Genomic DNA, 20,541 nt, shown 5'->3' with positions numbered 1-20,541 from the left:
GTAATGCAAAGACCCGTTTCGGTGGGATGTATTGCGAAATACAGATAAAAAAATCCCCGCCGTTTGGCAGGGATTCAGAATTTTGAGCTTTTTAAGCTTACAGGCTGGTTACGTTGCCAGCTGCCGGGCCTTTAGCGCCGCTTTCGATGGTGAAGGAAACTTTCTGACCTTCGTCCAGAGATTTGTAGCCATCGTTCTGGATAGCAGAGAAGTGTACGAACACGTCTTTAGAGCCATCGTCAGGAGTGATGAAGCCGAAACCTTTATCAGCGTTGAACCATTTTACGATACCAGTCATTTTACCGGACATAGTGTATTACCTTTTAAAAAATAAGTGTGCCTTTCGGCGATATGGCGTGCTCTACAGATTTTTTAACAGTAAAGGAAATGCTCACTACGAGGGGTATCAATGATAACTCTTGAAGGGACTTGCCTTACTAAACTGCTGTAATGGTCTGTACGTCAAACCGTTGAGAGCATTAACTCATTTTACGCCTGTGGATGCAACTACTATTTTCTTATTTGTGGATACCCTCCGTAAGGGAACGGCCCTTTTACCGGACCGTTCTTCAGCAAAATTAAAAAATAGTTCAATCCATCAATTGCTTACTTAATCTCGGATCGGCCTGGATCAGGCGCATCAACTTCAATTCGGTAGTGGAAGGCTTTACGCGTTTAGACTCCCATTCATGCACCATCGCGACCGTCACGCCCATCACTCGGGCAAAATCATCTGTTTTTAAACCTGTCCCTCGTCGTAGCTGTTCAAATTCGGTGAAAGGGTTGGTTTTTTGCGTCAGAGTAACTGTCTGCGATACATCTTTAAAAACAATCTGCTCCAGACTGCTCAGCAGTTCAAACATTGGATCTTTGTATTCCATTGAGAACTCCTATAAATCACACAGCGGGATCGTGAATTTCATCGAAGCTCCTTAAGAGTAGTCGGAAAAAATGAAGTCGGATCTAAGGTTTGCGTGATGGATTCGTTTCAGCAGAGTATGAGCGACAAGCCTTTACAGGCTAACAAACTGATTAAGGTCGCGATCTCCGAACGATCACTCCCGATTGTAAAGATGACGAAAATACGACCCTGGGTAATGAATGGCGCATTGTTTAGCAAAAAAAAGGGGGGCGGGAACGGTTATTTTCCCTCACAAGATTACGCGGAAAGGGTATCTTGAGAGCCTGACCTGGACTATCCTTGTCAACGTCTGGCACGCGGGTGTCGTTGTGCGCATTTTTGGGTGAAAGGAGTATTAAAATGGCGACAGGTAAGTCCTGCTCTCGCTGGTTTGCGCCTGTTTTGGCGCTCTTAATGGTAGTTGGCCTGAGTGGGTGTTTTGATAAAGAAGGCGATCAGCGCAAAGCGTTTATCGATTTTCTGCAGAATACTGCAATGCGTAGCGGGGAGCGTTTGCCAACGCTGACCGCCGATCAGAAAAAACAGTTTGGCCCGTTTGTGTCCGATTACGCGATTCTGTATGGCTATTCTCAACAGGTTAATCAGGCGATGGACTCCGGTCTGCGCCCGGTCGTTGATAGCGTAAATGCGATTCGTGTTCCTCAGGATTATGTGACTCAGCGTGAACCGCTGCGTCAGGCAAATGGCGCACTGGGTGTGTTAGGGCAACAGTTGCAGAATGCGAAACTGCAGGCAGATGCTGCGCATGGCGCGCTGAAGCAGGGTGAGGATCTCAAGCCGGTCTTTGACCAGGTCTACAATAAAGTCGTCACTGCACCTTCAGAGGCGCTACAGCCGCTGATCCCTGCCGCGCAAATCTTCACGCAGCAACTGGTGCAGGTCGGTGATTTTGTGGCGCAGCAGGATACGCAGGTGAGCTTTGTCGCCAACGGTATCCAGTTCCCCACTTCACAACAGGCAAGTCAGTACAACACGCTGATTGGCCCGTTGGCTGCTCAGCATCAGGCGTTTACTCAAGCCTGGACTGCTGCGGTGAATGCCACTCAGTAAAAGAGTGCTGTAATACATAGAAGGCCGGGTAAGCGTAAGCGCTGCCCGGCCTTTTGTTTATTGCGCGACCTGCGGGTTGACGCAGTTCTTCTCCACTCTTCCTTGCAGCGCATCGATTAAGTTATCCACCGCACAGGCCGCCATGTTATAGCGCGTTTCGTGCGTGGCTGAACCAATGTGCGGCACGGCCACCACGTTGGGCAGTGACAGCAGCGGAGAGTCTGTCGCTAATGGCTCCTGCTCAAATACATCCAGACCTGCGGCATGAATGTCGCCGTTTTGCAGAGCGCTAATCAACGCTTTTTCATCGACCACCGGGCCACGTCCAGCGTTAATGAAAATGGCGGAAGACTTCATTTTAGCAAACTGCTCGGTACTGAACAGATGATGTGTTTCGTCGGTTAATGGCAGGATCAGGCAGACAAAATCAGACTCCTGCAACAGCGTGTCGAGATCGCAGTAACGTGCGTTGAAGCGTTCTTCCGCTTCCTGATGATGACGGCGGGCGTTATAGAGAATCGGCATGCTAAAGCCAAAATGCGCACGTTGCGCCAGCGCCAGCCCGATACGACCCATGCCGACAATGCCCAGCGTTTTGTGGTGGACATCGGTACCAAACCAGTCTGGCCCGATACTTTTGGTCCATTCGCCTGACTTCACTCGCTCAGCAACTTCCACCACACGGCGAGCGGTGCTTAGCACCAGCGCCATTACCGTATCGGCGACGGTTTCCGTGAGCACGGTTGGCGTATGCATCAACAGTACCTTACGCGCATTGAGGGCATCGACATCGAAGTTGTCATAGCCTACGGAAATTGTGGATGTCGCACGCAGCCTGGGCATTTTCTCCAACAGCGCGGTATTGACGGCTTCACTGGAGCCCAGCAGACCTTCGGCGTTGGCAAAGGCCTTGGCGTGCTGTGCGACCGTTTCCGGGCGCAGGTTAGGCACCTGAGTCACAGTAAAATGCTCTTCCAGGCGATGCAGTAAATCGTCAGGTAACGCTTTATAGAGAATAATGGACGGCTTCATGCGAATCTCCGTAAGTTAAAATTTAAGCGTGGCGTGCGCCAACCGGAATTTGGGAATTATTAGCAGGCTTAACAATTAAAGTTAGCCATACTGAGGCAAAAAGCGCTACCCCCATAAAAATGTACGAGGCGGATGGGCTGCCGGTTGCGCCATTGAGGTAGCCGACAAACCAGGAACCAAAGAATGAGCCCAGCGCGCCCATGCTGTTAATCAACGCCATTGCACCTCCGGCGACGTTGCGTGGCAGCATTTCCGGGATGATGGCGAAGAAGGGACCATATGGGGCATACATTGCCGCGCCCGCGATAACTAACAGCGTGTAGGACAGCCAGAAGTGATCCGCGCCAACGGCCCAGGAGCCGATAAAGGCGAAAGCGGCAATCAGTAACAGCGGCCAGACAAACAGCTTACGATTTTGCAGTTTATCAGAGGCCCAGGAGACGAGAATCATCGCTGCCGTCGCCGCCAGATACGGTACGGATGACAGCCAGCCAACTTCCACCATCCCCAGATTTGCGCCGCCGTTGCGAATAATGGACGGCAGCCACAGCACAAACCCGTAGACGCCAATACTCCAGGCGAAATACTGCATACACAGCAGGATGACGTTACGTGAGCGGAAAGCCTCACCGTAGTTACGCACGGCTTTGATCCCTTGTTGCTCTTGTTCCAGTTGGGCCTGAAGCGCAGCTTTTTCGGATTCCGACAGCCAGCCGACCTGAGACGGTTTGTCTTTTACCAGTACCCACCAGCAGAACGCCCAGATGATGGCCGGGAAGCCCTCGATGATGAACATTTCCCGCCAGCCCAGCGCCTGAATGAGATAACCGGAAACGACGGACATCCATAAAACAGTAACCGGGTTACCGAGGATTAAGAAGGTGTTAGCGCGTGAACGCTCGGATTTCGTAAACCAGTTGCTGATATAAATTAGCATTGCGGGCATCACGGCAGCTTCAACGACGCCAAGAATAAAGCGGATAGCGGCCAGCATCGGAATATTGCTGACCATCCCAGTTAACGAGGCACAAGCCCCCCACAGGATCAGGCAGACGAAAATCAGTTTTCGTACGCTGCGGCGCTCGGCGTAAATTGCGCCCGGGATCTGGAAGAAGAAATAGCCAAGGAAAAACAGAGCGCCCAGCAGAGAGGAGATCCCTTTGGTAATGCCGAGATCCTCGTTAATGCCTGCGGCGGAGGCGAAGCTGAAGTTCGCGCGGTCAAGGTACGCCAGGCTATACGTGATAAACACGATTGGCATGATGTACCACCAGCGTTTTGCTGCATTGGTTGAGCTATTCATAGACTGCCCTCTGGTTATGCTGATACGCCGCCTCTGTATGTAGGGTACAGCGGTGGCCGGGGATTTATTCCCCTAATTGTTCACGTGTGGGTAATCCTTCGCTGTCGCCCTGAACCTGAATGGCCAGTGCGCCAATTTTATTGCCGCGGGTCACCGCCTGATGCAGCGAACGGCCTTCCAGCAGAGCGCTGATCACGCCCACGGCAAAGCCATCGCCTGCGCCGACCGTATCAACCACGTTGTCGACTTTTACCGGTGCGACGCAGCCGTGCTCGCCGCTGGCGGTTTTGTACCAGGCGCCATCTGCCCCGGTTTTGATAATGACTGCCTTCACACCATGGCGTAGATAAAAGTCGGCGATGGCTTCAGGTGTTTGTTGTCCGGTGAGAATCATTCCCTCTTTTAGGCCAGGCAAAACCCAGTCAGCCTGGAATGCCAGCCGGTTCAGTTTTTCCACCATCTCGGCTTCGCTTTTCCACAGCACCGGACGCAAATTCGGGTCAAACGAGATGGTTTTCCCCTGAGCTTTCATGGCGCGGGCGGTATGCGCCAGAAGTTCATAGGAACTGGCGGAAAGCGCGGCTGCCACGCCGCTCAGGTGCAAGTGACGCGCGCTGGCAAAATAGTCCTCGTGGTAATCCTCAATACTGAGATGGCTGGCTGCGGAATCTTTGCGGAAGTATTCCACAATGGGATCGGTTCCATTTTCGACCTTAGATTTAAGCTGAAAGCCGGTAGCGAAGCGCTCGTCCTGAGTGACTCCCTGCGCATCAATCCCTTCTTTTTCCAGCGACTTAATAATAAAACGGCCAAAACTGTCGTTACCTACGCGGCTTACCCAGCCTACATTCAGACCCAAACGAGCAAGACCGGTCGCCACGTTGAGTTCAGCGCCTGCAACGCGCTTGATAAACTGCTCTACATCCGCCAGGTCGCCGGTTTGCGTGGCGACAAACATCGCCATCGCTTCACCTATAGTGACCACATCCAGTGAATTCTTCANGGCGGGTAACCGCCGTTAAATCCTGTCCTTCCAGGGGAAACTCGATGCCGCGCGGAACATCGTCAGGCAGCGTTTTTAACAGCGCCAGCCAGCGCGGATCGGCTGCATCAGGCGGCACTGCACGGTAGCTGTCGCGATGTGTAACCGCGGCTTTGACATGGATGTATCCCACGGTTGGCGCCAGGTTTTTCGCCGCCTCTTCCGGGGAGTCGCCAACCCACAGCCAGTTGCCCATATCAAAGGTCAGCGAGATCGGCAGGTTTTGCATTTGGCAGGCTTCGTTAAAGTGCTGCATTAGCTGCAGGCGTCCGCAGGCGGTCTGATCGTTTTCGACAACCAGTTCCATCCCGCTGTTATCCAGCCATTCGCGTAAAACGTCGAACTGTTCGGTATGGGAAAAATGACCAAGTGAGACTTTTAACCACAGCGCTTGCAAGGTCTGCGCTTCCGCAAATAGCGCCGGAAGACGGGGGTTGAGGTTACCGTCCTCAAGGAACAGCGGCTCAGGCGCTGAATAACAGGCCAGCAGGCCGAAGATTTCGATCGCTGAGGCCATCGTTGACAGCGTGGTGAGTTCGGCGTCAGTTAGCATCTCGCGGCGAATTTCGACGCCGTCAGCACCGGCTTCAGCAATGATGGGCAGCATGGCGGTTTGTCCACCCGCAGCGCGGACCTGCTCATAGCCGTAGGCGGCGGTGACCACCATAATTTTTCTTTTCATGGAAACTCCATAACCAGCGTTCTTGCTATAACGCTAGATGGAACCGGTTCCAAAGAAAAGCCTGGGATGTCGAATTTATGATCACCATCACGAAGGAAATTTAGCGGGCGGTAGAGCCGCGCACGATCAGTTCACCAGAGAAAACCTGTTCCTGAATGGCGTCAGAGCCGCCATCGATCCGGCGTACAACCTGTTCCACAGCGGTGTAGCCAATCTGCCATGTGGGTTGTTTCAGCGTGGTAATACCGACACCCGCCAGCTCGGCCCATTCCAGCTCGTCAAAACCAAGTAGCCCGATATCGCTGCCCCAGTTGAGGCCAATGCGCTTCAGGGCGCGGGCAACCTGTAGCGTAAGGGCACCGTTGGCGGAGATAACGGCTTTGCGCATGCCTCGATGCTGCTGGTGGAACTGGCGCAGCGTGTCATCCAGTTGCGCATTGTCCGTTAGCGGAACTTCGGCATTTTGCGCGATAACGCCGGGATAGCGTGCGAGCGTGGCGCGAAAGGCGCTCAGACGTTCGCGGCGGGTATTCACCATGCCGAGTGGTTCGCTGAGAAACAGAATGGCTTCAAAGCCTTGTTCAAGCAGGTGTTCCGTGGCAACCGTTGCGGCCTGGGTGTTATCCAGCCCGACCATATCGCAGGCGAAATCAGGAATTTTACGATCAATCAGTACCATCGGCAGCGCAGACTGTTGCAGGCGATTCAGCCCCTCTTCCCGCATCCCAACGGCGTTGACCACAATCCCTTCGACCTGGTAACTGCGCAACAGGTCAAGATAGTGCAACTCCTGATCCACTTCGTTATTGGTGTTACATACCAGCGGGGTAAAGCCTTTATCGCGACAGGCGGCTTCAATTCCGCTTAATACGTTGACGGAGTAGGGGTTGGTAATATCTGCGATGATCAGGCCAATCAGGCGGGTGCGACCGTGTTTCAGGCCGCGTGCCATCAGGCTGGGTCGGTAGTCGAGATCGGCAATGGCTTGTTCAATGCGGGCCAGCAGCGCGTCGGATAGCAGGTGCTTTTCACCGTTGAGGTAGCGTGAAATGCTGGTCTTGCCGGTTTTTGCGGCCTTCGCCACATCGCTGATGGTTGCCCGTGTTGATTTGCTCATCGCTGATTTCTCTGAATTTGGTGACAACACCTTAACGCGAAAATCAACGATGGCAAGTGCTTCATGCCGGATCGGGCGCAGCCTGTCTCCGGCTCAAAACGTTACTGGATCGGGCTTAAGGTAATCTCTACGCGGCGGTTCTGCGCTTTACCTTCCGCCGTGCTGTTGCTGGCGATTGGATTTGCCGGACCCATACCCTGAGTGCGGATACGGTTAGCGGCGACGCCTTGAGTGATCAAGGCGCTGGCGACGGAGTCCGCGCGCTGCTGTGACAGGCGCATATTCAGATCCTGGCTGCCGGTGCTGTCGGTGAAGCCCAGCACGTTAACCGCGGTTTTATTGTACTCTTTCAGGACCATGGCCACGCCGGTCAGGGTGTTAGCCCCGGCAGGTTTCAGGTTGGCACTGCTGCTGTCGAAGGTGACGTTGTTTGGCATGTTCAGAATGATGTTATCGCCACTACGCGTCACGCTGACGCCGGTTCCCTGCATTTTTTCGCGCAGTTTTGCTTCCTGCACGTCCATGTAATAGCCGATACCACCGCCAACAGCCGCGCCAGCTGCTGCGCCAATCAGTGCGCCCTTGCCACGATCTTTCTTCGAAGAAGAGAGTGCGCCAATACCCGCGCCGACCAGAGAGCCAATGCCTGCGCCAATACCGGATTTACCCGCTTCGCGCTCGCCGGTGTAAGGGTTTGTTGTGCAGCCAGAAACCGCCAGGGCGCCGCTCACGATGGCAGCAATAACAAAAACACGTTTCTTCATCTCAATTCCTTAATGACTTATTCTTCTTTGCCACAGCGACGGTGGCGGTTGATTATGACGTGTGAACATGAAGAAAATTCCAGGGAAGACTCTGAAATTTGTAAGTAACATTGAACGGCAGAATAAATAAGCCGCTACATCGTATTCAGGAGCGCCATCTTGGCTAATTCACCCGCACACTACTCGGTGTTAACCGCTGCCCACTGGGGACCTATTCTCGTCGAAACCGATGGCGAGACCGTTTTCTCCTCCCGTGGCGCGTTGCCCACCACTCATCCCAACTCTTTGCAAACCGTGGTGCGTGACCAGGTACACAGTAAAACGCGGGTACGTTTTCCGATGGTACGTAAAGGCTTTCTCGCCTCGCCGGAAAGCCCACAGGGCGTGCGCGGGCAGGATGAGTTTGTTCGCGTCAGTTGGGATGACGCGCTGACGCTTATCCATACGCAGCATAAACGTATCCGTGACAGCTATGGCCCGGCCTCGATTTTTGCTGGTTCCTACGGCTGGCGCTCCAACGGCGTGTTACACAAAGCCGCGACCCTGTTACAACGTTATATGGCACTGGCGGGCGGTTATACCGGGCATCTGGGGGATTACTCCACGGGCGCCGCGCAGGCCATCATGCCGTACGTGGTGGGCGGCAACGAAGTTTACCAGCAGCAGACCAGCTGGCCCGTCGTGTTGGAACACAGCGATGTGGTGGTGTTATGGAGCGCCAATCCGCTGAATACCCTGAAGATTGCCTGGAATGCTTCCGACGAACAGGGTCTTGCTTACTTTGAGGCATTGCGGGATAGCGGCAAACGTTTGATCTGTATCGATCCGATGCGATCGGAAAGCGTGGATTTCTTTGGCGATAAGATGGAATGGATCGCCCCGCATATGGGTACCGACGTGGCGCTGATGCTGGGCATCGCGTATACGCTGGTGGAAAACGGCTGGCACGACGAAGACTTTCTCGCCCGTTGTACCACTGGTTATGAGCGGTTTGCCGACTATCTGCTGGGTAAAACTGACAATGTCGCAAAAACGGCAGAGTGGGCTGCTGAAATTTGTGGGATAACTGCGGCAAAAATACGCGAACTGGCGGCGATATTTCACCAAAATACCACCATGCTGATGGCCGGATGGGGCATGCAGCGCCAGCAGTATGGCGAACAAAAACACTGGATGATTGTCACCCTGGCCGCCATGCTCGGGCAAATCGGCACGCCAGGCGGAGGCTTTGGGCTGTCGTATCATTTTGCCAACGGTGGGAATCCAACGCGTCGCGCCGCAGTATTGGCTTCGATGCAGGGCAGCGTGAAAGGCGGTACCGATGCGGTGGATAAAATCCCGGTGGCGCGAATTGTCGAAGCGCTGGAGAACCCCGGAGGCTTTTACCAGCACAACGGAATGGACCGACATTTCCCGGATATCCGCATGTTATGGTGGGCCGGCGGGGCCAATTTTACTCATCACCAGGACACCAACCGTCTGATTCGCGCCTGGCAAAAACCGGAGCTGGTGGTTATCTCGGAGTGTTTCTGGACCGCCGCCGCGAAGCATGCCGATATCGTATTACCGGCGACCACCTCGTTTGAGCGCAACGATCTCACCATGACGGGTGATTACAGCAACCAGCACCTGGTGCCGATGAAGCAGGTTGTGCCGCCGCAGCATGAGGCGCGCAATGATTTTGATGTCTTTGCCGAGCTGAGCGAGCGCTGGGAAAAGGGCGGCTATGAACGATTCACCGAAGGTAAAAGCGAGCTGGCGTGGCTGGAGACCTTTTACAATATCGCCGGGCAGCGCGGGGCCAGCCAGCAGGTCACACTGCCGTCCTTCACCGAGTTTTGGCAGCGGAACATCCTGATCGAAATGCCGGAAAACCCCGCCAGCGCGCACTTTATTCGGTTTGCGGATTTTCGCCGCGATCCACAGGCGCATCCGCTGAAAACGGACAGCGGCAAAATTGAAATCTACTGTGCGAGGATTGCCGGTTACGGCTATGCGGATTGTGGTGGGCACCCGATGTGGCTGGCGCCTGATGAGTGGTTTGGTAACGCCGAGCCGGGTCAGTTACAGCTGCTTTCCGCCCATCCGGCGCACCGTTTGCACAGCCAGTTGAATTACAGTGCGTTGCGTGAGCAGTATGCGGTGGCGGATCGTGAGCCCGTTACGATCCATCCGCAGGACGCGAACGCTCGTGGTATTAAGCATGGCGACACGGTGAGGGTGTGGAACCCGCGTGGGCAAATTCTGGCGGGTGCAGTCGTGACGACAGGGATCAAACCTGGCGTCATCTGCATTCATGAAGGCGCCTGGCCTGATTTGGATCTTACTGCCGGTGGTATTTGTAAAAATGGCGCCGTCAATGTGCTGACCAAAGATCTCCCCAGCTCGAAGCTGGGGAATGGCTGCGCGGGCAACACTGCCCTGGCGTGGCTCGAAAAATACAATGGACCCGCCCTGACGCTTACGGCGTTTGATCCGCCTGCCAGCCCATAATCCACGTGGGGTGGTGAGTCTCTTCCTGCCATGCGCCGTCTTCAATGCGAAAACCCAGCGCATGGTAGAAGTTTACCGCTGACTGATTCTTCTGGTAGACCTCCAGGCTGAGCAGGGAAAAGCGCTGCTGGACATGCCGCACCAGCGCTGTGCCAATTCCGCTTCTGATGGCCGCTGGCGCGACAAACAACGCGCCAAGAAAGCGTTCGTCAATCACGCTGACAAAGCCTTTGAGTTCACCTTCCTCTTCCCACACCCAGGTTTGCGCGGCGGGCAGGTATACATCACGCACGACGGGTTCACTTTCGCGCCAGTAGCGTTCGTCGATAAACGGATGGGCATGGATCGTGCTTTCCATCCACAGCGCCAGAATTGACGGCAGATCGTCAGCTTTAGATTCACGAATCATGTTGTGCCCCTGGGTAACAGATGCAACTGGTGATATGGTCGTTGACCAGACCACAGGCCTGCATAAAGGAGTAACAGATGGTGGTGCCGACAAACTTAAACCCGCGTTTTTTTAATGCCTTAGACAGAGCATCTGACGCAGGCGTTGAGGTGGGGATATCGCTCAGGTTGGCGGCGCAGGTCACTTGCGGTTGGTTATCAACAAATGACCAGACGAACTCGCTAAACGGTTCACCGTTTTGCGCCATAGTCAGAAAGGCGCGAGCGTTACCGATAATGGCCTGAATTTTTCCGCGATGGCGAATAATGCCGGCATCCTGTACCAGCCTTTCCACATCCTCTTCGGTCATGGCTGCCACTTTTTCCGGATCAAAATGGTGGAAGGCGTGGCGATAATTTTCCCGTTTCTTCAGTACGGTAATCCATGATAATCCCGCCTGCTGGCCTTCCAGGCAGATCATTTCGAACAGCTTCTTGCCATCGGTTTCGGGGACGCCCCATTCCTTGTCGTGATAGGCAATGTAAAGTGGGTCCTGGCTGACCCATCCGCAACGCTGCATATTCTTCCTCGCTGTTTTTACTGGCGTAAAAATTTCATTCGGCCCGCCTTGACGCGCCAGCTAAAAAGACAATATTTAATACAGGGCCTGATGGGCCCGATTTCCTACACACAATGACAATAATATCGCCGAATTCGGCTCTTTTCTGGAGTCGCGTTGATGATTATAAGAAACAGTAGTGGTCGCCAAAGGTTAACTCTGGCGAGCGTCGTAGTTTGTGCGCTGTCCATCAATACAGCATATGGCTGGCAACAAGAATATATCGTTGATGCGATGTCAGGGCATACGGCTGAACGTTATACATGGGACAGCGATCACCAACCACGTTATAACGACATTCTGGAGGAACGAATTCGTTCTACGCAGAACGTGGCGGGGCCGGTGGTGAATCTGGCCGATCAGACGCTGATGGATACGACCAGCGGCATGAGTATGGGCTGGAACTTTCCTCTTTCCAGGCAGGTAACAACCGGACCGGTCGCCGCCTTACATTATGACGGCTCGACCACGTCTACCTACAACGAGTTTGGTGATAGCGCGACCTCGATAACACCGACCGATCCGATGTGGCATGCCAGCGTCAGTACGTTAGGCTGGCGAGTCAATTCGCAGTTCGGTGATGTGCGACCATGGGCGCAAATCAGCTATAACCAACAGTTTGGCGAGAATATCTGGAAGACGCAGTCGGGTCTCAGCCGCATGACGACAGCAGGACAGGACGGTAACTGGCTGGATGTCACCGTCGGCGCAGATATGCTGTTGAATCCACATATGGCGGCTTACGCCGCACTTTCTCAGGCAGAAAACAGTACCAACAACAGCGACTATATGTACACCATGGGGGTAAGTGCCAAATTTTAACGAAAGCAATCATCGTTTATACATCTCAGTTACATATTGAGATCAACAATCACACGCTTTCCAGCGATAGCGTGTACTAACACATGCGGTAAAGTTCAGTATCCCAACTTTTTGTCTCGTCATTCATTCCGCATTCCAGGCATTTCATTCCGTTCTGACGGCATTTCATGCCGTTTTTTCCTGGTATAAATGGCGCTTCGGTATGGTTGTTGGCAGAGAATTTCCCATTTTGCTTATGCAGGAAGACTGCCATGAAAACTACTGATTATCAGCGTACCCGTTGGCTGACACTGATCGGCACCATCATTACCCAATTTGCCTTAGGTTCTGTTTATACCTGGAGCCTGTTTAACGGCGCGCTCTCTTCTAAACTTGACGCACCGGTGAGCCAGGTTGCGTTTTCCTTTGGTTTACTGAGCCTGGGGCTGGCGATTTCTTCTTCCGTCGCCGGGAAGCTGCAAGAACGTTTTGGCGTGAAGCGCGTCACCATGGCCTCCGGTATCTTACTGGGCGTCGGCTTCTTCTTAACCGCCCACTCTGACAGCCTGATTATGCTGTGGCTGAGTGCCGGTGTACTGGTCGGTCTGGCGGATGGCGCCGGATACCTGTTAACCCTTTCCAACTGCGTAAAATGGTTCCCTGAGCGTAAGGGGCTGATTTCCGCCTTTGCCATCGGCTCTTATGGCCTGGGTAGCCTCGGTTTTAAATTTATCGACAGCCAACTGCTTAGCACCGTGGGTCTGGAAAAAACCTTTATGATCTGGGGCGCAATTGTGCTGGTGATGATCGTTTTTGGCTCCATGCTGATGAAAGATGCGCCGAATCAGGAAGTGAAGGCGAAAAATGGTGTGGTCGAGAACGACTACAGCCTGGCGCAGTCCATGCGTAAACCACAGTACTGGATGCTGGCCGTGATGTTCCTCACTGCGTGTATGAGCGGGCTGTATGTAATTGGCGTGGCGAAAGATATTGCGCAGAGCCTGGCGCATATGGATGTTGCCACGGCGGCAAATGCGGTGACCGTCATCTCCATCGCTAACCTGTCAGGCCGTCTGGTTCTGGGTATTCTGTCCGACAAAATCTCTCGTATTCGTGTTATCACCATTGGTCAGGTAGTTTCGCTGGTCGGTATGGCGGCGCTGCTCTTCGCCCCGCTCAATGACGTTACTTTCTTTGCGGCAATTGCTTGTGTGGCATTTAACTTTGGCGGCACCATCACCGTGTTCCCGTCACTGGTGAGTGAGTTCTTTGGCCTCAATAACCTGGCTAAAAACTACGGGGTTATTTACCTGGGCTTCGGTATCGGCAGTATTTGTGGTTCCATTATCGCCTCGCTGTTTGGCGGATTCTATGTGACCTTCTGCGTTATCTTTGCGCTGTTAATCATCTCGCTGGCACTTTCTACCACTATTCGCCAGCCACAACGTAGCGTATATACCGAGGCGCACGCCTAAATCTATTAGTGGTCTGATTAATACCTGGCGCATATATTTACAAAAATATATGCGCCATTTGCATTCTCTATAAGCACTTTTCTTCCCTCTTGTGGTCTACTTACCCGCGCCCGTAGATATTTCACCTCTGCTGTTGTCGCATTTTTCCCCTGTAAAGTCTGTTTGGCCGCTGCACAGGGAGTTTTTATCCCGATCCCCAGGGTTTGTTTGCATGAGATACATTAAGTCGATGACGCAGCAGAAACTCAGTTTCTTGCTGGCAATCTATATCGGTTTGTTTATGAACTGTGCTGTATTTTTCCGTCGTTTTAGCGGATATGCGCACGAATTCACCGTCTGGAAAGGACTCTCTGCGGTTGTTGAATTAGCCGGCACTGTGCTGGTGACCTTCTTTTTATTACGGCTTCTCTCTTTATTCGGTCGACGGGCCTGGCGTGTGCTGGCCACCTTTGTGGTGCTGTGTTCTGCCGGCGCCAGCTATTATATGACCTTCCTGAACGTGGTTATTGGCTACGGTATTATTGCCTCCGTCATGACCACGGATATTGATTTATCGAAAGAAGTGGTTGGCTGGCATTTCATCGTGTGGCTGGTTTCGGTCAGTATTATCCCATTGGTGTTGATCTGGAGTAACCGCTGCCGCTATACCCTGATGAGACAGATTCGTACGCCGGGCATGAGATGGCGTAGCGTGGCGGTGGTGTTACTGGCAGGTCTGATGGTGTGGGTGCCGATTCGCCTGTTGAGTATGCAACAGAGAAGCGTTGAACGGGAAACTGGCATCGATCTACCCAGCTATGGCGGGGTTGTGGCGAACTCTTATTTACCGTCAAACTGGCTCTCGGCGTTGGGCCTGTACGCCTGGGCGCAGGTGGATGAGTCTTCAGATAACAAATCGCTGATGAACCCGGCCAAAAAGTTTACCTATGTTGCGCCGAAGAACCTCGACGACACCTATGTGGTGTTTATCATCGGCGAAACCACCCGCTGGGATCATATGGGGATTTTTGGCTACGAGCGAAATACCACGCCAAGGCTCGCCCAGGAGAAAAATCTGGCCGCGTTCCGGGGATATTCCTGTGATACGGCAACCAAACTTTCTCTGCGCTGCATGTTTGTACGTGAAGGTGGGGCGGAAGAAAATCCTCAGCGAACCCTCAAAGAACAAAACGTTTTTGCCGTGCTTACTCAGTTAGGGTTCAAGACAGACCTTTACGCAATGCAAAGCGAGATGTGGTTTTACAGTAATACCATGGCGGAGAACATCTCCTACCGTGAGCAGATCGGCGCTGAGCCGCGTAACCGTGGCAAAAACGTTGATGACATGCTGTTGATTCCCGAGATGCAGCAGTCTCTGCAGCAGAACGATGACGGTAGTAAGCACCTGATTATTCTGCATACCAAAGGCTCGCATTTTAACTATACGCAGCGCTACACCCGTGAATATGCACAGTGGAAGCCGGAATGCGTCAATGTTGATAGCGGCTGCTCAAAAGCTGAGATGATCAACTCATTCGATAACTCGGTAACCTATGTGGATCACTTTATTACGCAAGTGTTTGACCAGCTGCGCGATAAGAAAGCGATAGTGTTCTACGCCGCCGATCATGGTGAGTCGATTAACGAGCGTGAGCACCTGCACGGGACGCCGCGTAAAATGGCGCCGCCAGAGCAGTTCCGCGTTCCTATGCTGGTGTGGATGTCTGACAAGTATCTGGAAGATCCCGACCATGCGAAGGTGTTCGCGCATCTGAAGCAAGAAGCTGATATGAAGGTGCCGCGTCGTCATGTGGAGCTATACGACACTATTTTAGGTTGCCTCGGTTATACCTCGCCAAATGGCGGTATTAACGAAAATAACAACTGGTGCCGTATTCCGGACGCGAAGAAGGTTGCAGCCCAGTAACGAAGGCTGCTGACTTTCTCGCCGATCAAATGGCATTTTGATGCTAAGGGATTGACGGGCGCGCTGCTGAGCAGTAAGATGCGCCCCGCATTCGGTGATTGGCGCAGCCTGGTAGCGCACTTCGTTCGGGACGAAGGGGTCGGAGGTTCGAATCCTCTATCACCGACCAAATTAGAAAAGCCAGCCTTCGGGCTGGCTTTTTGCTTTCCGGAATTGACGAGGATGAGAACCTCCGGGGGCAAGAGGTTCGACTCGAGCGTAGCGAGAGAACGTTGCGTCAGCAACGGCCCGCAGGGCGAGCCACGCAGTGGCGAGTAATCCTCTATCACCGACCAAATTCAAAACCCTGCTCAACGAGCAGGGTTTTTTGCATTATAGCCCGTGAGGATGAGAACCTCCGGGGGCAAGAGGTTCGACTCGAGCGTAGCGAGAGAACGTTGCGCCAGCAACGGCCCGCAGGGCGAGCCACGTAGTGGCGAGTAATCCTCTATCACCGACCAAATTCAAAACCCTGCTCAACGAGCAGGGTTTTTGCATTTGTAGGCCTGATAAGCGCAGCGCCATCAGGCAATTCGGGAGGCATCGCCGGATGGCGTCGCAGGTGCCTTATCCGGCCTACAGGCTTAGTTTCATCCCGGCGTGTATGGTGTTATTCCAAACCCATCTTTGACCTTCATTTTGTCTACAAAAATTGTGCGCCACTTCCCACTGACTGTTAACGATTCTGTGACATATTCCATTGCCTTTTTTTATATTTGCATGAAACTTTTTTTGCGCTACTTATGGCTGAACCTGGCATTTTCCGCTGTGCGTTTTAACGTTCATGGTATTAATCGCTCAGATATGCAGCATTAATTTAGAAAGTTTTAAGAATTTGCATAAATGTTAATCACCAAATGTTGCTAAATATTAAGATATTTATTCTGGTACAGAGCGCGTAGCACAAATTTCCCTGCTGAAAATAGCCGTCTGCACTTTTTTTAATCTTTGTTTGTCAATTCTCACCGTTGGTGTAAATCACGGTTACCTGTATTGACGTTTTCACATTCTGTTGACAGATTGTAGGGCATGAGGGGCATTTCATGGAGAATCCGCACTGCAACTCAGTCGCTTATGTGAACGGAATCCCCATCCTCTTAACGCCGACCCGGCCGGGTAAAAAACAAAAAAGGCCAGGCGGTGCAAACCCACTGCAAAGGGTAAAACAACAAACATCACATTTGGAGCAGAAGAATGAGTATTTCCTTGAAGAAGTCAGGGATGCTGAAGCTTGGTCTGAGCCTGGTGGCCATGACCGTCGCAGCAAGCGTACAGGCTAAAACTCTGGTTTATTGTTCAGAAGGGTCTCCTGAAGGCTTTAACCCGCAGCTTTTCACCTCTGGCACCACCTATGATGCCAGCTCCGTACCGATCTATAACCGCCTGGTTGAATTCAAAATCGGTACCACCGAAGTAATCCCGGGCCTTGCTGAGAAGTGGGAAATCAGCGAAGACGGTAAAACCTACACCTTCCACCTGCGCCAGGGCGTGAAGTGGCAGGACAATAAAGATTTCAAACCGACGCGCGATTTTAACGCCGATGACGTGGTGTTCTCGTTCGATCGTCAGAAAAATGCCCAGAACCCGTACCACAAAGTCTCTGGCGGCAGTTATGAATACTTCGAAGGGATGGGTCTGCCAGATCTGATCTCCGAAGTGAAAAAAGTGGACGATAAAACCGTTCAGTTCGTACTGACGCGTCCGGAAGCTCCTTTCCTGGCCGATCTGGCGATGGACTTCGCTTCTATTCTTTCTAAAGAATACGCAGACAACATGCTGAAAGCCGGTTCCCCGGAGAAAGTAGACCTCAACCCAATTGGTACCGGCCCGTTCCAGCTGCAGCAATACCAGAAAGACTCCCGTATTCTGTATAAAGCTTTCCCGGGCTACTGGGGTACTAAGCCGCAGATCGACCGTCTGGTCTTCTCTATTACGCCTGATGCTTCCGTACGTTACGCCAAACTGCAGAAGAATGAGTGCCAGGTGATGCCGTATCCGAACCCGGCAGACATCGCGCGTATGAAGCAGGATAAAAACATCAACCTGATGGAGCAGGCTGGTCTGAACGTGGGCTACCTCTCTTACAACACCGAGAAGAAACCGTTTGATGACGTCAAAGTTCGTCAGGCGCTGACTTACGCGGTAAACAAAGAAGCGATCATCAAAGCCGTTTATCAGGGCGCTGGCGTGGCCGCGAAGAACCTGATCCCACCGACTATGTGGGGCTATAACGATGACATTAAAGACTACAGTTACGATCCTGAGAAAGCGAAAGCGCTGCTAAAAGAAGCCGGTCAGGACAAAGGCTTTACCGTTGAGCTGTGGGCAATGCCGGTACAGCGTCCGTACAACCCGAACGCACGCCGTATGGCGGAGATGGTTCAGGCTGACTGGGCGAAAATTGGCGTTCAGGCCAAGATTGTGACCTACGAGTGGGGCGAGTATCTGAAACGCGCCAAAGCGGGTGAGCATCAGGCCGTCATGATGGGCTGGACCGGTGACAACGGGGATCCGGATAACTTCTTCGCCACCCTGTTCAGCTGTGCGGCAGCGAAAGACGGTTCCAACTACTCTCGCTGGTGCTACAAGCCGTTTGAAGACTTGATCCAGCCGGCGCGTGCCACCGACGATCACAACAAGCGTATCGAACTGTACAAACAAGCTCAGGTTGTTATGCACGATCAGGCTCCAGCTCTGATTGTTGCTCACTCCACCGTGTACGAGCCAGTGCGTAAAGAAGTTAAAGGCTATGTGGTTGATCCATTAGGCAAACATCACTTCGAAAACGTCTCTGTCGAATAATTAAAAGCAATCAAGGAAGCGCTGCGCCCCGGTGTTGTGTAGGCCGGATAAGCGCAGCGCCATCCGGCGTAATGCTTTACCCGCGATGCAGTTTGCGTGGGATAAGATTTGTGAGCAATACAGACTCACGGTTCCAGGCCGTGCGTCATTAGAGAGAATCCGGGTTATGTTGCAGTTCATTCTCCGACGTTTGGGACTCGTCATCCCCACGTTTATCGGTATCACTCTTCTCACTTTTGCCTTCGTCCATATGATCCCCGGCGATCCGGTAATGATCATGGCGGGTGAGCGTGGGATCTCCCCTGAGCGTCATGCTCAACTGCTGGCCGAACTTGGTTTGGATAAACCGATGTGGCAGCAGTACCTCCATTATATCTGGGGGGTTATGCATGGTGATTTAGGTATCTCGCTGAAAAGTCGTTTACCTGTGTGGGATGAGTTCGTGCCTCGTTTTAAAGCCACGCTGGAACTTGGCGTCTGCGCGATGATTTTCGCCGTCGCAGTGGGTATTCCGGTGGGTGTGCTTGCCGCCGTTAAACGCGGTTCCATTTTCGATCACACCGCCGTTGGACTGGCGCTGACCGGTTACTCGATGCCGATTTTCTGGTGGGGCATGATGCTGATCATGCTGGTTTCCGTGCAGTTGAACCTGACGCCGGTTTCCGGCCGGGTGAGCGACATGGTATTCCTTGATGATTCCAACCCGCTGACCGGTTTTATGCTGATTGACACCGCTATCTGGGGTGAAGAGGGTAACTTTATTGATGCGCTGGCGCATATGATCCTGCCCGCGATGGTGCTGGGTACCATTCCTCTGGCGGTAATTGTGCGTATGACTCGTTCATCAATGCTGGAAGTACTGGGTGAAGATTACATTCGTACCGCCCGTGCCAAAGGCCTGACCCGTATGCGGGTCATCATCATTCACGCTTTGCGTAACGCCATGCTGCCCGTTGTCACGGTTATCGGCCTACAGGTTGGTACGTTGCTGGCCGGGGCGATCCTGACCGAGACTATTTTCTCATGGCCTGGGCTGGGACGCTGGTTGATCGATGCGTTACAGCGCCGCGATTATCCGGTGGTACAGGGCGGGGTGCTACTGGTCGCGACGATGATTATTCTCGTCAACCTGCTGGTAGACCTGCTGTACGGCGTGGTGAACCCGCGTATTCGTCATAAGAAGTAAGGGGCCATCATGTCACAGGTTACTGAAAATAAAGTTATTGCCGCACCGGTGCCGATGACCCCGATGCAGGAGTTCTGGCACTATTTCAAGCGCAATAAAGGCGCGGTTGTCGGGCTGGTTTATGTTGTCATCATGATTCTGATTGCGGTCTTTGCGAATGTTCTCGCCCCGTATAATCCGGCTGAGCAGTTCCGTGATGCGCTGCTGGCACCGCCTGCGTGGCAGGAAGGCGGCACGATGGCGCACCTGTTTGGTACTGACGATGTGGGCCGCGATGTGCTCTCGCGTCTGATGTACGGCGCGCGTCTGTCGCTGCTGGTCGGCTGTCTGGTCGTGGTTCTCTCCCTGCTGATGGGGGTCATTCTCGGGCTGATCGCCGGCTACTTTGGCGGGATTATCGATAACGTTATCATGCGCGTTGTCGATATCATGCTGGCGCTGCCGAGCCTGTTACTGGCGCTGGTGCTAGTGGCGGTATTTGGCCCCTCGATTGGCAACGCCGCGCTGGCGCTGACGTTCGTGGCGTTACCGCACTATGTGCGCCTGACACGCGCCGCCGTACTGGTGGAAGTCAACCGCGACTACGTTACCGCTTCGCGCGTGGCGGGAGCCGGTGCGATGCGCCAAATGTTCGTCAATATTCTGCCTAACTGTCTTGCGCCGCTGATTGTTCAGGCATCGCTTGGTTTCTCTAACGCTATTCTCGATATGGCTGCCCTCGGCTTTCTGGGGATGGGCGCACAGCCGCCTACGCCGGAATGGGGCACCATGCTCTCTGACGTTCTGCAGTTTGCCCAAAGCGCCTGGTGGGTCGTGACCTTCCCGGGGCTGGCGATCCTGCTGACGGTGCTGGCATTTAACCTGATGGGTGACGGTCTGCGTGACGCGCTCGATCCCAAACTGAAGCAGTAAGAGGTTCG

At 53.2% G+C, this 20,541-nt stretch carries 18 protein-coding genes, 1 tRNA gene and 2 other RNA genes; 11 read left to right on the top strand and 10 right to left on the bottom strand.

Translation table 11 applies throughout. From position 1 onward, the window contains the following. Positions 1-97: 97 nt before the first annotated feature. Positions 98-310 carry an RNA chaperone/antiterminator CspA gene (gene cspA / locus FDW96_RS13935; protein ID WP_000014594.1) on the bottom strand — a complete coding sequence of 71 codons (213 nt, stop codon included), beginning with the start codon at positions 308-310 and terminating at the stop codon, positions 98-100. Positions 311-590: 280 nt separating this feature from the next. Next, positions 591-881, bottom strand: coding sequence for an HTH-type transcriptional regulator (locus FDW96_RS13930; RefSeq protein ID WP_003024273.1), 291 nt, complete (start codon positions 879-881; stop codon positions 591-593). A gap of 380 nt (positions 882-1,261) precedes the next feature. Here FDW96_RS13930 and FDW96_RS13925 point away from each other — a divergent pair, with 380 nt between their 5' ends. Next, positions 1,262-1,972, top strand: a complete 711-nt coding sequence (locus FDW96_RS13925) for a DUF3053 domain-containing protein (RefSeq protein WP_042311688.1) — start codon at positions 1,262-1,264, stop codon at positions 1,970-1,972. Between the two features lie 57 nt (positions 1,973-2,029). On the opposite strand, the gene ghrB is transcribed toward FDW96_RS13925, so the two are convergent. From ghrB to FDW96_RS13895, 6 genes are all read right to left on the bottom strand, one after another. Then, complete coding sequence (ghrB, locus tag FDW96_RS13920; RefSeq protein ID WP_137365841.1) at positions 2,030-3,004, bottom strand: glyoxylate/hydroxypyruvate reductase GhrB; 975 nt, start codon at positions 3,002-3,004, stop codon at positions 2,030-2,032. 22 nt (positions 3,005-3,026) lie between these two features. Beyond that, positions 3,027-4,307: an MFS transporter gene (locus tag FDW96_RS13915; RefSeq protein WP_042311692.1), complete on the bottom strand. Its 1,281-nt coding sequence runs from the start codon at positions 4,305-4,307 to the stop codon at positions 3,027-3,029. Positions 4,308-4,371: 64 nt separating this feature from the next. After that, on the bottom strand, positions 4,372-5,310 hold the full coding sequence (locus tag FDW96_RS13910) for a sugar kinase (protein ID WP_212732909.1): 939 nt from the start codon (positions 5,308-5,310) through the stop codon (positions 4,372-4,374). After that, a complete protein-coding gene (locus tag FDW96_RS13905) occupies positions 5,276-6,031 on the bottom strand; it encodes a sugar phosphate isomerase/epimerase (protein WP_137365840.1) in 756 nt (251 codons plus the stop codon). The genes FDW96_RS13910 and FDW96_RS13905 overlap by 35 nt, the downstream gene beginning before the upstream one ends. A 100-nt stretch (positions 6,032-6,131) precedes the next feature. Beyond that, on the bottom strand, positions 6,132-7,148 hold the full coding sequence (locus FDW96_RS13900; RefSeq protein ID WP_061380947.1) for a LacI family DNA-binding transcriptional regulator: 1,017 nt from the start codon (positions 7,146-7,148) through the stop codon (positions 6,132-6,134). 101 nt (positions 7,149-7,249) lie between these two features. Continuing rightward, positions 7,250-7,912: an OmpA family lipoprotein gene (locus FDW96_RS13895; RefSeq protein ID WP_003827397.1), complete on the bottom strand. Its 663-nt coding sequence runs from the start codon at positions 7,910-7,912 to the stop codon at positions 7,250-7,252. 159 nt (positions 7,913-8,071) lie between these two features. Here FDW96_RS13895 and FDW96_RS13890 point away from each other — a divergent pair, with 159 nt between their 5' ends. Beyond that, positions 8,072-10,405 carry a molybdopterin guanine dinucleotide-containing S/N-oxide reductase gene (locus tag FDW96_RS13890; RefSeq protein ID WP_137365839.1) on the top strand — a complete coding sequence of 778 codons (2,334 nt, stop codon included), beginning with the start codon at positions 8,072-8,074 and terminating at the stop codon, positions 10,403-10,405. On the opposite strand, the gene FDW96_RS13885 is transcribed toward FDW96_RS13890, so the two are convergent. Next, complete coding sequence (locus FDW96_RS13885; protein ID WP_061380949.1) at positions 10,374-10,814, bottom strand: N-acetyltransferase; 441 nt, start codon at positions 10,812-10,814, stop codon at positions 10,374-10,376. The two genes, FDW96_RS13890 and FDW96_RS13885, sit on opposite strands and share 32 nt — an antisense overlap. Next, positions 10,804-11,373: a DNA-3-methyladenine glycosylase I gene (gene tag / locus FDW96_RS13880; protein ID WP_038635153.1), complete on the bottom strand. Its 570-nt coding sequence runs from the start codon at positions 11,371-11,373 to the stop codon at positions 10,804-10,806. Before tag ends, FDW96_RS13885 begins: the two co-directional genes overlap by 11 nt. A 159-nt stretch (positions 11,374-11,532) precedes the next feature. Here tag and FDW96_RS13875 point away from each other — a divergent pair, with 159 nt between their 5' ends. The 9 genes from FDW96_RS13875 (at position 11,533) to dppC (ending at position 20,533) form a co-directional block, all read left to right on the top strand. Further along, complete coding sequence (locus tag FDW96_RS13875) at positions 11,533-12,234, top strand: autotransporter outer membrane beta-barrel domain-containing protein (protein ID WP_042311705.1); 702 nt, start codon at positions 11,533-11,535, stop codon at positions 12,232-12,234. A gap of 251 nt (positions 12,235-12,485) precedes the next feature. After that, on the top strand, positions 12,486-13,688 hold the full coding sequence (locus tag FDW96_RS13870; protein ID WP_042311707.1) for an MFS transporter: 1,203 nt from the start codon (positions 12,486-12,488) through the stop codon (positions 13,686-13,688). A 211-nt stretch (positions 13,689-13,899) separates the two neighbouring features. Further along, a complete protein-coding gene (eptB, locus tag FDW96_RS13865) occupies positions 13,900-15,594 on the top strand; it encodes a kdo(2)-lipid A phosphoethanolamine 7''-transferase (protein WP_137365838.1) in 1,695 nt (564 codons plus the stop codon). 92 nt (positions 15,595-15,686) lie between these two features. Then, positions 15,687-15,763, top strand: a tRNA-Pro gene (locus tag FDW96_RS13860). A 32-nt stretch (positions 15,764-15,795) separates the two neighbouring features. Continuing rightward, positions 15,796-15,929: non-coding RNA, RtT sRNA (locus tag FDW96_RS13855), on the top strand. 32 nt (positions 15,930-15,961) lie between these two features. After that, positions 15,962-16,094, top strand: a non-coding RNA gene (locus tag FDW96_RS13850) — RtT sRNA. A 733-nt stretch (positions 16,095-16,827) separates the two neighbouring features. Beyond that, on the top strand, positions 16,828-18,435 hold the full coding sequence (gene dppA / locus FDW96_RS13845; protein ID WP_038635147.1) for a dipeptide ABC transporter periplasmic-binding protein DppA: 1,608 nt from the start codon (positions 16,828-16,830) through the stop codon (positions 18,433-18,435). A gap of 166 nt (positions 18,436-18,601) precedes the next feature. Then, positions 18,602-19,621, top strand: coding sequence for a dipeptide ABC transporter permease DppB (dppB, locus tag FDW96_RS13835; protein WP_032940634.1), 1,020 nt, complete (start codon positions 18,602-18,604; stop codon positions 19,619-19,621). 9 nt (positions 19,622-19,630) lie between these two features. After that, entirely contained in the window at positions 19,631-20,533 is a 903-nt protein-coding gene (dppC, locus tag FDW96_RS13830) for a dipeptide ABC transporter permease DppC (protein WP_042311715.1), read from the top strand. Positions 20,534-20,541: the final 8 nt, after the last annotated feature.

Origin of the sequence: Citrobacter sp. TBCS-15 (genome assembly GCF_005280815.1) — a bacterium.
Lineage (GTDB): Bacteria > Pseudomonadota > Gammaproteobacteria > Enterobacterales > Enterobacteriaceae > Citrobacter > Citrobacter werkmanii.
This window is presented reverse-complemented; position numbering and strand designations above follow the sequence as displayed.